The organism is Methanothrix harundinacea 6Ac (assembly GCF_000235565.1).
GTDB classification, from domain to species: domain Archaea; phylum Halobacteriota; class Methanosarcinia; order Methanotrichales; family Methanotrichaceae; genus Methanocrinis; species Methanocrinis harundinaceus.
On record NC_017527.1, the window covers coordinates 570,445 to 584,161 of the forward strand.

The following is a 13,717-nucleotide window of genomic DNA, read 5'->3' on the forward strand; positions in this document are numbered from 1 at the left end:
GTGTATTATGGGCTTAAAAAGTACAAAATATAACTTTTTTACGTAAAATAAGCTTCATAATAATGGTATAATGAAAGATCAAGCCTTAAAATAGTTTTTTATGTTGTTTTTTCCATCTAGCCCGTTCATACGGCCAATAATCCCTCGGAACTGCGGCATAAGTGTATTTTATATTTTTCTCTGGCATTAATCTTGGAGAGTCATCGGGTTCCCTCCCGGCCCATCTCTATATAAACCGCCGACCTACGAATCATAATTTCAGGTGCAGGGAGATGGGGTCTCGCTGGAGAGACCACAAAAGATATATGGTGATATCCTCTATCATATCCCCATAGTCCCAAAGGGATCGGGAGGGTGATGCAGCTATACAGTGTCATATTGATGCCAAACAGCAACTGATGGCGCTCTTTGGCCGCGCCACAGAGGCGGGGAGATCAGTGTGGGCAATAGTTTTAAGAATCATCATACTGTATGCTGTATGAACCTTGCCCCATAGGGGATATGTAGGAGGTTATCGAAATAATGACGAAAGTGACCGCGATTACGCTTACCGCTCTTGTATTGCTGCTAGCGTCAGCTATGGCAGTAAGCGCAGTCGATAAGGTGGAGATCCGCGGTCCTGTGGCCACCGTCGAGGACGGGAAAGTTGTAACTTGGGGCCCGCAGGAGTTCGCCGGTTTCTACTATGACATCGACGACAACATCGGAACCGAGAGCATCACCCTGACCGTCACCGGTGACGCCCTCGAGAAGGACACCGGCGTGATCTACGAGACCGCAGCCCAGAATAAGGAGTTCGACTTCGATGACTGGGGCGAGTACAAGACGATCGGCTTCTTGGCCGACGAGTACTTCGCTGCCTATAACGAAGGAACCCACCTGGCGACCGAGTCCACCGACGCCAACCTGATGAAGGACGAGCAGCTCTCCAAGGTCCTGATGGACGACGACGAGGACCGGACCTTCACCTCTGGCACGCCCCTGAAGCTCGCTGAGGACTACGAGCTCGCCATCCAGGCGATCGACCTCGACGGGAACAAGGTCTACGTCCAGCTGATGAAGAGCGGCGCAGTCGTCGACTCCGCAGTGGTTGAGCCCTCCAAGACGGGCGCTACCCTCAAGGACATGACCTACGTCTACAAGAAGGACCTAGGCGACACCAAGAAGATCGTCGTCATCGCTGTCCACTTCAAGAACGCCTTCCGCGGAGCTGAGGTCGACCTGGCCACCATCGACGGCATCTGGCAGATCTCTGACGCCATCACCGACGTCTCTCAGGACACCGAGTACGACAAGATGACGATCCAGTCCGTCAACGCTGCCGCGATGACGATCACGATGAACAACGACGACGAGAAGATCACCCTCACCAAGAAGAAGGACATCCTTCTGATGGAGAACCTCAGGATCAAGACCGCCGACCAGGATGAGATCACCCCAGAGGAGCCCCTCAGGTTCTACCTCTACAAGGAGATCACCGAGCCCGGCACCTACGAGATCAGAGGGAACGTCCAGGACCTCGGCATGGGGACCGTCGAGTGGGACGCCACCACCTTTGCTGGCTTCTACTATGACATCGACGACAACCTCGGCAGAGAGAAGTTGACGATGACCATCACCGGCGACGCCCTCGAGAAGGACACCGGCGTGATCTACGAGACCTCTGCCGAGCTGAACGACTTCGAGCTCGAGGACTGGGGCCAGTACCGCACCATCGGCTTCCTGGCTGACGAGTACTTCGCCGCCTACGCCGAGGGAAGCTTCCTCGCGACTGAGTCCACCGACGCCAACCTGATGAAGGACGAGCAGCTCTCCAAGGTCCTGATGGACGACGACGAGGACATGACCTTCTACTCTGGCACGCCCCTTAAGCTCGCTGAGGACTACGAGCTCGCCATCCAGGCGATCGACCTCGACGGGAACAAGGTCTACGTCCAGCTGATGAAGAATGGCGCAGTCGTCGACTCCGCTGTGGTGGAGCCCTCCAAGGACGGAGCTGTAACCAAGGACAAGACCTACATCTACAAGAAGGACCTGGGCGACACCAAGAAGATCGTCGTCATCGCTGTCCACTTCAAGAACGCCTTCCGCGGCGCTAACCAGGACCTCGCCACCGTCAACGGCATCTGGCAGATCTCGGACACCGTCACCGACGTCTCTCAGGACACTGAGTACGACAAGATGACGATCCAGACCGTCAACGGCGCCACGATGACGATCACGATGAACAACGACGACGAGAAGATCACCCTCTCCAAGGACAAGGACATCCTCCTGATGGAGAAGATCAGGATCAAGACCGCGGACCAGGATGAGATCACCCCAGAGGAGCCCCTCAGGTTCTACATCTACAAGGAGATGACCATCGAGGGCGAAGAGGCTGAGGAGGCCGCACCGGCCCCCGTCGAGGCCCCTGCCCCCGCAGTCGAGGAGCCTGTAGCTGAGGAGCCCGTCGCTGAGGAGCCCGCCGCTGAGGCGCCTGCAGTCGAGGAGCCCGTCGCTGAGGAGCCCGCCGCTGAAGAGCACGCCGAGGAGCCCGCTGCAGAGCCCGCTGGCGGAATCCCCGGATTCGAGGCGGTCTTCGCCCTGACTGGCCTGTTGGCAGTCTCCTACCTCGTCCTGAGGAAGAGAGAGTAATAAAGTATCTGGAAGAGCATAAAGCTCTTCCATCTTTCCTTTTTATATAATCGTTTTTATCCGCTCTCCGCTATTTTGCTACTCCCATTTCGTAGGGTGGAAGCTTTCTCGACCTTGCATCGGGGGCATAGGCGGTCGGTGGTCCGACTCGCGGAGAAGAATAATTATATGGGATTACATCTCATATAATTTGGGGCGATCTTTATCCCGAATATGGATGGTGCTCTTCATGACTGAAGCCCTATTCTACGATAAGCTGGATGGCGGAGCCGTCCGGTGCGGCCTATGCAACCACTTCTGCAGGATTAAGCCGGAGAAGAGGGGGATCTGCGGCGTCAGGGAGAACTATGGCGGCGTCCTCAAGACCCTCGTCTACGGCCGGCTGATCGCCATGCACGTCGACCCTATAGAGAAGAAGCCCCTCTACCACTTCATGCCGGGCCATCTCAGCTACTCCATCGCCACCGTCGGCTGCAACTTCCGGTGCCTCCACTGCCAGAACGCCGACATATCCCAGATCCCCGCCGAGGGGGGGGCCATCCGAGGGGAGCGGGTCGAGCCGGAACGGGTGGTGGCGGAGGCCCTCAGCGCCGGTTGCAGGTCGGTGGCCTATACCTATACTGAGCCGACGATCTTCTTTGAGTACGCCCTGGACGTATCGAGGCTGGCGGCAGATAGGGGGCTCAAAAACGTCTTCGTCAGCAACGGCTACATGAGCGAGGAGGCGACGAGGACGATCGAGCCGTACCTCGACGCGATAAACGTCGACCTGAAGGGAAATGACGGCTTCTACAGGAAGGTCTGCGGCGCGAGGCTCGACCCCGTTAAGAGGACGATAGAGCTGATGTGGGGGCTCGGGATCTGGGTGGAGGTGACGACCCTGGTGATCCCCGGATACAACGACTCCGACGAGGACCTCCGGGAGATCGCGGAGTTCCTATCGTCGGTGAGCCCTGAGATCCCGTGGCACGTCACGGCCTTCTATCCCACCTACAGACTCAAGGATGCCCCGCCCACGCCAGCGAAGACGATCCGGAGGGCGGAGGAGATCGGAAGGGGAGCAGGGCTAAATTTCGTCTACGCCGGAAACATACCCGGCGAGGGCGAGAATACGACCTGTCCGGCTTGCGGCGAGACCCTGGTGGAGCGGTTCGGCTTTCGGGTGGCGAGAAACGGGATCGTCGACGGCAGATGCCCATCATGCGGCGAGGGGATCCCGGGGGTATGGTGATATCCCGTTCTAGGTCGGCCTGGGGGATAAGAATAGATACTTCCCAGAGCGATATTTGGGTGCCATGATCAGGAAAGTCAGGATGACAAAGACATGAGTATTCAGTCGAGGGAGAACCTTCTTCAGGCCGCCATCAGAGGCATAGAGCCTCCGGCCGTCAGGATGGTGGCCGGGGCTGAAGGGTTAAGCCCAGCCGTTCTTCTGAAGCTGGTGGCCGCTGGACGCGCCGTCATAATGCAGAGAGACGGCAAACCGCCCCTGGGGATAGGGGAGGGGCTGAGGACCAAGGTCAACGCCAACGTCGGGACCTCCGCCGATCTCATCGATCCCGATGGGGAGGTAGAGAAGGCGATGGCAGCAGAGAAGTACGGCGCCGACACCGTCACCGACCTCTCCATGGGTGGTCCCATCGACGAGATATTCAGGAGGATAAAAGAGGCGACTAGCGTTCCCCTGACGACGGTGCCCATCTATCAGGCCGTCGCCGAGAAGGGCTCCTTCAGCTCCATAACCGGGGGCGAGATCCTCCGGACCATCAGAAAGCAGATCGGAGCGGGGGCGTCGTCCGTCGTCGTCCATGCGGCCATCACCCTCGAGATGCTGGTGGATCTGAAGAGGTCGAAGAGGATCATGGGGGTCGTCTCCAAGGGCGGCTCCTTCACGTCGGCATGGATGCTCCAGAAGGGCGAGGAGAACCCCTTCCTCTCCCATTTCGACGAGATATGCGGGGTCCTCGCCGAAAGGGACGCGGTCCTATCTCTGGGAAACACCATGAGGAGCGGGTGCATCTCCGACCCCATGGACGCGGTACAGGTGGCGGAGATGGAGATGAACGCGGATCTGGCGAAGAGGGCGAACGATCTGGGGGTCCAGGTCATTGTAGAGGGGATGGGAGGCCACGTCAGGCCTGACAGGATACCCGAGTACGTCGCCCTCTACAAGAGAAGAACGAGCTTCAGGCCTCTATTCGTCGCCGGCCCCCTGCCCATCGATATAGGTGTCGGGTACGACCACATCTCCGGATCCGTCGGGGGCGCCATGGCGGCCGGTGCCGGGGCCGACTACCTCTGCTACATAACCCCCTCCGAGCACCTCGCCCTCCCCGACGTCGGCCAGGTGAGAGAAGGGGTGGTGGCCTTCAAGATCGCGGCCCACATCGGCGACACCATGAAGTACGGACCAAGGCTCGAGGACGAGATGCTGGCCAGGTACAGGAGGGTCCGGGACTGGGAGAATCAGTTCAAGCTCGCCATCGATGCTGATCGGGCGATGGAGATCCGTTCTCGAGGCGGAACGGACGGCTGCACCATGTGCGGGAAGTACTGCGCCATCGCCATCATGGAAGACCATCTCCGGTGATCTTAGGCGATGGATCCGGCTTCCTTTATATAAGATCTAATGGGTCGATTGAAGTGGATAAACTGGGGCGAATGGGAGGTGGGAAACCCCGGACGTCTCGATCCCCCCCCCTCTGCCCCTTCTCCGCATCCTATCCTGTAAGACCCTTCCTGCTCCTGCGGGCTCAGAGGACCGCACCCTTGAACTTCTCGAATCCGATCTCTTCGATGAACTCGCCGAGCCTCTGTTTCTCGGCGTTGGCCTTGTAGTAGCCGATCACCTTCTCCACCAGGGCGAGGGCCTCTTCGTCGGATAACGCTTCAGCCAGGACGACCCCGAGCCGGGGCTTTCTTGCGGCGTTTCCTCCCACCAGGACGGTCCATCCTTTGGCGGTCCCCATAAGGCCCAGGTCCTTGACGGCGGGCTCGGCGCAGGAGTTGGGGCAGCCGGATACCCCGATCTTGAACTTGGAGGGCATCTCCATCCCATGGTACTTTTCATCGAGCTTCAGGCCGACGCCGACGGAATCCTGGAGGCCCCGCTTGCAGAAGGTGGTTCCAGGACAGATCTTGACGCTCCGGACGCAGAGGCCGATGGCGGCACCGGGCTTCATCCCCAGGTCCGCCCAGGCGCCGTCCAGGTCCTCGGGCTTGAGGCCGACGATGGCTATCCTCTGGGCTGAGGTTATCTTCAGGGCTGCAGCCTTGTACTTCTCCGCCACCTCGGCTATCCTCTTGAGGCTCGCCGGGTCGATGATCCCCCCCGCGATGTGGGGGGCTATGGCGTAGGTCTCCTTGTCTCTCTGGAGGATCGCTCCCTTCTCCATCAGGTCTTTTGCCATATTCTTCAGGCTCCTTCCATCTTTTCCTCTCTATTCTCGATCTTTACTATATCAAAACTATCCAATCGACCTCATCTTTCGGCCCTGGGCCTCGCCGCCCCCGAGAAGGTCCCCGAATCCCTCGGCTCCGCCCTCTTTTCCCTCTTTATGGCGTCCTCGACGGCCTCGCGGATGATGTATCCCGCCCTGTGCAGGATGGTGTCTTTCAGCTCTGGGTCCTGCTCCATGCTGGCGGTGCATGGGTATGCGTGGTGGGCCTCGGCTATCCTCTCCCGGAGGTCGGGCTGGTCGGTCTCGAGTCCCGCCATCCTCTTGGCCACGTACCAGGTGGATCCGCACGGGGCGCTGCGGACGACGTTGGCGGCGAGGATCGTCTCCTTTCCCGGCCGGCTCTCCTGAGCTACGATCTCGATCTCGGGCTCGCCGAAGTGGGCCTTCTGCATGAAGGCGTTTATGGCAGGGGTGGCCGGGTCGGGCCTGAGGGCGCAGAAGGGCTTGGCGAAGGCGGCCTCCAGGCCCATCCTTCTCGCCTCCTCGGCCAGCTGGGTCCGGAGGCCCAGGGGCAGGTCCTTGGGCATCTCGGACCCTCCAATGATCCCTTTGTACCCTTTTTCTTTCAGGATGGAGAGGAGGCCGAATATGATGTCGGGGTGGACGTGGACGACGATGGCGATATCCGCCTCGGGGATCTCGGCGGGGATGTAGGGAGATACGTCGTCGATGAAGTCTTCGAGGCCCTCGGGGTCGGGCATCTCGATGACGGATAAGAGGTCCTCGGCGAGGCTGTACTTGCCGGCCTTGCAGAGGGTGCAGCCGTCGCCGCAGGATATGCAGAACCCCGAGAAGTTGATCAGGTTTCCTATCAGGGTTCGCCCGAACTCGCCGTTGTAGAGGACCACGACCTTCATGATTTAGCTCCTGGCAGGGCATCTGGACCCGTTCATGATATACTTAGGATACCAACGTATATAGGCTAGAAGGTTTCTACGAGGATACCATGCAGGAAGGCTGCACCGTCAACAGGACCGTCAGGTACATCGCCCGGAAGTGGACCCTCCTCGTCCTTCTGGAGCTCTACAAGGGCGAGGGGCACGTGAGGAGGTTCAGCGAGCTGAAGAGCTGCCTTTCCGGGATCACCCCGAAGGTCCTGTCGGCGCGGCTGAAGGAGCTGGAGCGGGAGGGGCTCGTGAAGAGGAGGTTCGACGGCCGCTCCTTTCCCGCCAGAGCCGAGTACTCCCTGACGGAGAGCGGCCTTGAGATCGTCGAGATTGTCAAGGAGATGAAGCGGTGGGCCCTCAAGTGGAAGATCACGAACATCGAGTGCAGCTGCCAGGACTGCTCCGAGTGCGTCCTGTGATCCGATGCCTGTCGCATCGATGGCATCTTGCTTGTAAAAGGGCAGGCGATGGGATGATAAATAGAAGAGCGGTGCGTCCCATGGGTTGGGATCAGAAACCGCTCTTGATCCTCAAAAGCTTGAGCCCCTCCCAGTCCTCGCCGCCAAACCCGCCGGTCTGGTCCACCAGCTGAAGCTCATCCTCGGATAAGACCTTGAGGACGGCCGTTCCCATTATGGTGGCGTTCCCCTTCGGCACGTCGGCCCAGTTCACGCTCACCGTGTCGCCCTCGACGGTCCCGAAGGCGACGCTCGTCCAGGTCGGCTCCTCGGCGGAGTTCTCGGCGTACCACCAGACGGTATCGTTCACCTGTCGGATGTAGATATTCGCGCCTTCCGCCCCCCAGTCTCCCGTCAGATCGAACGCCTCCGCGGTGGTCCCGAGAAGGGCCGCCATTGCCACGATCCAAAAAACTCTGTTCATAGTCCGCCTCCTTAGATTTTAGCACAGCTTTCTCGTTTCCTCCTTTAATAGTTAACCTTTTTTTGCCTGTTCAATCCGAAGAAGACCTCAGGCAAATGGTGGTCGAAGCATATCTGGATATCAAATTTGGGTCGGGCTCGTCGAATGGGGGGAAGCTTAGCGACTTTGCCGCAGAAAACCACGGAAAAAGGTTTTAAATAATAATTATAGGGGGGCTAGATGCCCCCAAAAGAGACGCCGTCCCTTCACCTCGACCTTCGTCATCATCTCCTCGGGCTTCTGCTCCCTCTCCGGTATCTTCAGCTCGGTTTCGAGAGGCCCGTCTCCTCCGGCTATCCGGGCCCCTCGCAGGTCATATCGTACGTCATGGGGCTGTACTTGAGCTCCCAGTCCGGGGGCATCCACCCCGCCGGGACCTCCTCAGCCTCCTCGAAGTCTCCGACATCGACGACGGCGGAGATGGATACGATCCCAAGCTCCGTCCCTCCGAGGGTGTACGCCTCGACCTCCGCGACGTTCAGGAACCTTCCCCGGGTCCGGGCCTCGACTAGGTACTCGATCGTCCTCACCTCCCGGGGGTTCAGGTCCGCGATGACCCAGCTTATCCTACCCCGGGACCGGTCGTACTCTGCCGGCATGACTGAAGCCCCGAGGAGGGATAACCCGGAGGGGAGGGTGTCGACGATGTTGGCCACCACCGTCTCGTTCTGGAGGTTCTGGACCGTCAGCCTGTAGGTTATGATGTTCTCGAGGACGGGGTCGACGGACCCGGTCTTGCTCGCGAAGATCTCGGCGGGGCAGCAGGATAGCCACCCCGCCTCCAGGACGGAGAAGTTGCTGGCGGTGAGGTGGGTATCGTTCCCGGCGCTGGCCGTCGCCTTGACGACGTTTACTAGGGATCCGCCGTCCTCTATGACTTCGAGGACGAGCTCGATCTCGAATCTCCCTCCGGCCCCAAGGGGCGAAACGCTCCATACCGCCCTATCGGCGGCTATCTCCGGCCTGAGAGACGAGCTGATGTACGAGGTCCTCGGTGGGAATACGTCCTCGACGGTTATATCCTCGAGGGGAGCGTTCCCGTCGTTGGTCACTGTGATGGCGTACCTGACCTGGCTGGAGTTCTTATCGGCCTCGCCGATCTTGGATATGGATAGGTGGGGGTGGTCGTACTTGGGGACGCCGGAGAGGACGATCTTCCTCGCCACGGAGTAGTCCCCGGAGTAGACCTCGTCGTAATCGATGAGGGGCAGGTCCCCCTCCCCCTCAGAGCCGGCCCCTTTGGACCTGTTGGCCACGACGACCCTGTACCGGGCAGCTCCGGAGAAATCGGCCTCCGATGATAGATCGTTCAGCCCCCGGAAGGTCGCCTCCCGTTCGAGCCGGTCGATGGAGTAGTACTCCTCGCCGATGTAGCTCACCCCCTCCGCCCTGGAGTAGATCCCCTCCTTCCATCTCATGGCGGCGTTGATATTCGTGGAGTTGGTGAGGTTCAGGGACGCAGGGGCGCTGGTGACGTTGATATCCTTGGCGATGTAGTTGGTGCCGGTCTCGATGATCTCCTCGGATTCGTAGGATCCGGCCCCGGCCTCGTAGGACCTCTGAGATGACCCTACTCTTCTATCTCCGACGACGAGGCCCGAGCCCGAAGCTGACTTCTCGTAGGAGACGCCCCGGCCGTACTCGTCGACCCTCTGGAGGACCTTGAAGCTTCCTGCATAACTCTCTTCCATCTCGAAGGTGGGTTTCGATCTCGGGCCGGAGGAGTTGGACGGCATCTTGAAGAAGCCGAACTGGGCCACCCCATCGAACTCGGCGTCTATCTCCATCACCGACTCGTTCCTGTCGAGGAAGATCCTCGACTCCCGGTCGATGGAGGTGGCGTACCGGTAGGATTCGGTCATCGAGGCTCCAGTGACGCGGTTTTTGGCCCTCGCCTCCTGGCTCCATCGGGACGAGTAATCGAGGACCCTCCCGTTGTAGAGGCCGAGGGTGGTGGGGGCGTAGGCGGCGGAGACCTCCTTCTCCATCGAGATGGACTTATTCTCGGTCCTCATCCGGAGGACCTCATCGCTGTCGTATCTCCCGGAGCCGTGCTCCCGGGTGGAGAGCTCCGTACCGGCCTCGGAGACGAGGACGGTCTCTGTATCCGTGTCCGTATTGTTGGTTTTGTTCAAATCCGTGGCCGTGACGACGTTGGTGAGGGTGTACGATGGCGGTTCCGTATTGTAGTCGTTCGCGACCTTGACGAACCCCTCCCCGGAGACCCCCTGCTCCATCTCGAAGGTGAACTCCTTCCTCAGGGTCTTGATGTGGAGGATGATGGTGGCGCAGGTGGTGTTGTTTCCACCAGGTAGTGTCAAATTCCACTCCTGCCACCGATCGCCGATCTTCAACGGCCGGGGCTCGGCACATACGAACTCCACCGGCCGGTCGAATAGGTCTCGAACATTCACCCGCGTCCCCGCCGGGCCGCAGACGGTGATGTTGTACGTCACCTCGTCCCCCGGCCTCACGGCCTTCTGGAGGGCGGTTTTGGTGACGGTGAGGTCTGATGGTGGCTTCGTTTTATTATCCGCCCCGGTTACATTGACCACGGCGGAGTCCTCGGCGGAGACGGGCTGCTCGCTATCGTCCATCTCGCTTACCGCCACCCCCGTCACCGTCGCGTTGTTGACGACCCGAGGAATGTCTTCGGGGAGGATAGTGTAATCGGCGGTCCCGACGGCGATCTCGCCGGGCTTCAGGGCTGTCCTGTTCAGCTCGATGAAGCGGTCGAGCCGATCGTCGTACAGGAGGAGGCCTTCGACGGGGGCGATCCCGACGTTCTGGACGACGAAGGAGTAGGTAACCACCTCCCCCACCGTCACGTTGGTCCTGTCGGGGGTCTTGATGAGGTCGATATCTGCAGCGAAGGCGTAGAGGGGTACGGTGGCGGTATCCTCATCCGCGATCTCGTCCCCCTGGGGGTCGGTGCCGGTCACCGTCGCTTTGTTCTCGATGGGGCCCGGCAGGTCGGCGGTGACGACGGTGTAATCGGCGGTCCCGCCGGCGGCCTCGTCGGGCTTCAGGGTCGTCCTGTTGAGGTCGATGAGCCGGTCGAGGCGGTCGTCGAAGAGGGTGATGTTCGCTATGGTGGTGCCGCCGACGTTCTCGACGGCGTAGGAATAGGTGATGACGGTCCCGACGGCTGCCGGTATCGGTGATGCCACTTTCGTCAGCCTCAGCTCCGAGAGGTAGGCGACGGTCACGTCGGCGTAGTCGGAGTCGGTGACATCACCCCGGTCAGATCTGCCGGCAGCGGTTACGGCGTTTCGGAGCCGGAACTGCTTCTCCTTGGGGATCCCCGGGGTCCTCCGGTAGTCCCTCTGGATCACCTCCCCCGTCGGGTCTACCCTCTCGATGAGGGTGTCTCCGGTCTTGTAGTCCGTCACCGTCCTGGTCCTGTACCCGGGGGCCGGAGTATCGTAGTCTATCCTCAGCCTCTCCAACATCGAGACCGATAGGAGGCTCTCGGCGACGAGGGCGCCGTCGGCCCCGTACTCCGAGGTGAGGACCGAGTCCATCTCCGGGTTGTAGTACTCCGATCTGGTGATATTTCCCGCGGCGTCGACGAAGAGGACGAGCCGCTCATCGGTGGCGGGGCGGGTGTAGTTTTTGACGAGAACTCCCGGAAGGTCCCCCTCCCGCTCGTCGAAGACGACGCCTGTCGATCCTGGATCGAACCTCCTCGATAGCTCGATCATCTTCGCCATCTCCACCTCCAGCCTCACCCTCAGCCAGATCAGCCCCTCGATGGTATCGGCGAGGCCTCCCCGGCCGACCTGCTGGACCCAGAGGACCTCTTCTCCGGCCAGATCAGCACCCGTGCCGAGGTCGGAGGATCCGAGGACCGTCAGCCCCTCCGCCGACGGGGCGGACGTTGGTATATCCTCCCCGATCTCGGCGACGACCAGGATCGTCGTCTCGTTCCCGGGTCCCAGAGCTCCGAGGCCATCCCAGAAGATCTCCGTCGTCCCGTCGGCGTTCTCTATGACCCTGTCGGGGGCTGGGGAGGCGGAGATGTAGCTCATCCCCGCGGGGAGGGTGTCGTTCACCTCGAGGGCCAGGGGGACTTTCCCGGTGTTTCTCACCACGATGGTGAAGGTGACCTCCGTATGCGGAACCCCCGCGGTCGGTGACGCCGTCTTGGTGACCTCCAACCCGGGGTTGAGCTGCTCAGGATCGGTGTATTCGTTGGTGATCATTACCTGCTTTACAGCATCAGTCAGCCCATCTATGATGAAGGGAGACCCCTCGACGGTGACCGTCCAGACGAGGCCGTTCTCCTTCTCGGAGACGTTGTAGACTCCCGGAGCGAGGTCGTTCCAGGCGAGGACCCCGCCATCGGAGCCCACGGTTTTGCAGCTCTTCCAGGACTCGTTCTCGATGCAGATCTCAAAACCGGTATCAACGAGCGCCCTATGGTCAAAGGGATAGCTGCTCCAGTTTACGACCTTGGTGACCTCGACGGAGCCTCCCCTCTTGTTTATGAAGTTCACCGTCGCCGTCTCTCCAGGGCCGAGGTCGACGGTGGCTTTAGATCCCTCGATGGAGGCGGCTCCGTTTACATCCGCGAGGGTCCAGCCTTCGGGGATGATCTCTTCAATGGTGTAGGTTCCAGGCACCAGAAGTCCCGATGCGTTCGTCTCGCCATCCTTTAGGAGGATCTTTTGGTCGGCGTAGCTTGCAGCAAACTCGAAGACCTCGCCAGACCCTTTCTGCTCTGTGACCTTCCCGACCACGATGGATCCGAGCTTAATGTTGGTGAAGTTCACCGTCGCCGTCTCCCCTGGGCCTAGGTTGACGGTGGCTTTTGATCCCTCGATGGAGGCGGCCCCGTTTATATCCGCGAGAGTCCAGCCCTCGGGGATGATCTCTTCAATGGTGTAGGTTCCAGGCACCAGAAGTACCGACGCGTTCGTCTCGCCGTCCTTGAGGAGGATTTTTTGGTCGGCGTAGCTCGCCTCAAACTCGAAGACCTCGCCAGACCCTTTCGGCTCTGTGACCTTCCCGACCACGATGGATCCGAGCTTAATGTTGGTGAAGTTCACCCTCGCCGTCTCTCCAGGGGCGATGGTAACTTTTATGAAACCGTCCCCCGAGGAGAAGTCGTCGTGCCAGCTGGTGGCGTCGGAGCTGTACTGGGCCGATGCCGCCCCCTCCACCCCGATGCTGGATAGGTCCCAGCCCAACGCCTCCTCCTCTCCAATGACGTAGCTTCCCGGAGGGAGGCCTCCGAACGTCTCGGCCTCACCCCCTGCCAGGGTGAACTCGGTCGGGCCGTATGAGAGGCGGAGGTTGAAGGCCTCCGGGTCCCCCAACGGCTCCGTCTCCTTGATGACGGTGATGCTGCAGGTCTGGGGCTGGATGGTTAAGTTGATCAGAGCGAGGCCATTACATGCGGGGTAGGCCTTGACTCCGGCGAGGACCGAAACGGTGACGTTGGTGGGGCAGTTCACATCGGGGGCCGTCCATACGAACTGGTGGCCAGATGCCCCCTCATGGCTGCCGCAGCTTTTTGTCCCACAGCAGCTCGGATCATCACAGCAGGCAGGATCGCTGCAGCAGGAAGCCTCCCAGTCGAAGATGAAAAGATCAGGATCTAAGTCGGTGGTGAACGTATAGGTCTCGCCAGCATAATAAGCGGCCGGAACCTCTGCGTAGACCCCTGGAAAGAGGAGGAATATAATTAGAAGCAATGCGAAGGTGAAAGGAGATATCGCCCCTCTCTTCCCAGAACGGCGAGTTATCCGATCACTTCCCATAAGAAGGGAGTTCGTTTCCATCTCCATCGGTCCTCCTCGGCCCATA

Annotated in this window: 8 protein-coding genes; 4 read left to right on the top strand and 4 right to left on the bottom strand. The window is 60.0% G+C overall.

The window, feature by feature from the left end; all coding sequences use genetic code 11:
* Nucleotides 1-579: 579 nt before the first annotated feature.
* From MHAR_RS02900 to thiC, 3 genes are all read left to right on the top strand, one after another.
* Nucleotides 580-2,637 carry an S-layer protein domain-containing protein gene (locus tag MHAR_RS02900; RefSeq protein ID WP_228369599.1) on the top strand — a complete coding sequence of 686 codons (2,058 nt, stop codon included), beginning with the start codon at nucleotides 580-582 and terminating at the stop codon, nucleotides 2,635-2,637.
* Nucleotides 2,638-2,866: 229 nt separating this feature from the next.
* Entirely contained in the window at nucleotides 2,867-3,868 is a 1,002-nt protein-coding gene (gene amrS, locus MHAR_RS02905; protein WP_048144781.1) for an AmmeMemoRadiSam system radical SAM enzyme, read from the top strand.
* 93 nt (nucleotides 3,869-3,961) lie between these two features.
* Nucleotides 3,962-5,227 (top strand): phosphomethylpyrimidine synthase ThiC, encoded by a 1,266-nt coding sequence (gene thiC / locus MHAR_RS02910; RefSeq protein ID WP_014586127.1) that lies wholly within the window; start codon nucleotides 3,962-3,964, stop codon nucleotides 5,225-5,227.
* 163 nt (nucleotides 5,228-5,390) lie between these two features.
* Here the strand turns inward: thiC and MHAR_RS02915 are convergent, their stop codons facing one another.
* A complete protein-coding gene (locus MHAR_RS02915) occupies nucleotides 5,391-6,047 on the bottom strand; it encodes an NAD(P)/FAD-dependent oxidoreductase (RefSeq protein WP_014586128.1) in 657 nt (218 codons plus the stop codon).
* A 71-nt stretch (nucleotides 6,048-6,118) separates the two neighbouring features.
* Nucleotides 6,119-6,955: a DUF166 domain-containing protein gene (locus MHAR_RS02920; RefSeq protein ID WP_014586129.1), complete on the bottom strand. Its 837-nt coding sequence runs from the start codon at nucleotides 6,953-6,955 to the stop codon at nucleotides 6,119-6,121.
* An 89-nt stretch (nucleotides 6,956-7,044) separates the two neighbouring features.
* Between MHAR_RS02920 and MHAR_RS02925 the strand changes: the two genes are divergently transcribed.
* Nucleotides 7,045-7,404: a winged helix-turn-helix transcriptional regulator gene (locus MHAR_RS02925; RefSeq protein WP_014586130.1), complete on the top strand. Its 360-nt coding sequence runs from the start codon at nucleotides 7,045-7,047 to the stop codon at nucleotides 7,402-7,404.
* 91 nt (nucleotides 7,405-7,495) lie between these two features.
* Here the strand turns inward: MHAR_RS02925 and MHAR_RS02930 are convergent, their stop codons facing one another.
* Nucleotides 7,496-7,867 carry a hypothetical protein gene (locus MHAR_RS02930; RefSeq protein WP_143763247.1) on the bottom strand — a complete coding sequence of 124 codons (372 nt, stop codon included), beginning with the start codon at nucleotides 7,865-7,867 and terminating at the stop codon, nucleotides 7,496-7,498.
* A gap of 332 nt (nucleotides 7,868-8,199) precedes the next feature.
* Nucleotides 8,200-13,698 carry a DUF7507 domain-containing protein gene (locus MHAR_RS02935; RefSeq protein ID WP_014586132.1) on the bottom strand — a complete coding sequence of 1,833 codons (5,499 nt, stop codon included), beginning with the start codon at nucleotides 13,696-13,698 and terminating at the stop codon, nucleotides 8,200-8,202.
* Nucleotides 13,699-13,717: the final 19 nt, after the last annotated feature.

Coding starts and splice junctions, on each gene's coding strand:
- thiC (WP_014586127.1), top strand. CDS start 3,962: ATGAGTATTCAGTCGAGGGAGAACCTTCTTCAGGCCGCCATCAGAGGC.
- MHAR_RS02920 (WP_014586129.1), bottom strand. CDS start 6,955: ATGAAGGTCGTGGTCCTCTACAACGGCGAGTTCGGGCGAACCCTGATA.
- MHAR_RS02915 (WP_014586128.1), bottom strand. CDS start 6,047: ATGGCAAAAGACCTGATGGAGAAGGGAGCGATCCTCCAGAGAGACAAG.
- amrS (WP_048144781.1), top strand. CDS start 2,867: ATGACTGAAGCCCTATTCTACGATAAGCTGGATGGCGGAGCCGTCCGG.
- MHAR_RS02935 (WP_014586132.1), bottom strand. CDS start 13,698: ATGGAGATGGAAACGAACTCCCTTCTTATGGGAAGTGATCGGATAACT.
- MHAR_RS02900 (WP_228369599.1), top strand. CDS start 580: ATGGCAGTAAGCGCAGTCGATAAGGTGGAGATCCGCGGTCCTGTGGCC.
- MHAR_RS02930 (WP_143763247.1), bottom strand. CDS start 7,867: ATGAACAGAGTTTTTTGGATCGTGGCAATGGCGGCCCTTCTCGGGACC.
- MHAR_RS02925 (WP_014586130.1), top strand. CDS start 7,045: ATGCAGGAAGGCTGCACCGTCAACAGGACCGTCAGGTACATCGCCCGG.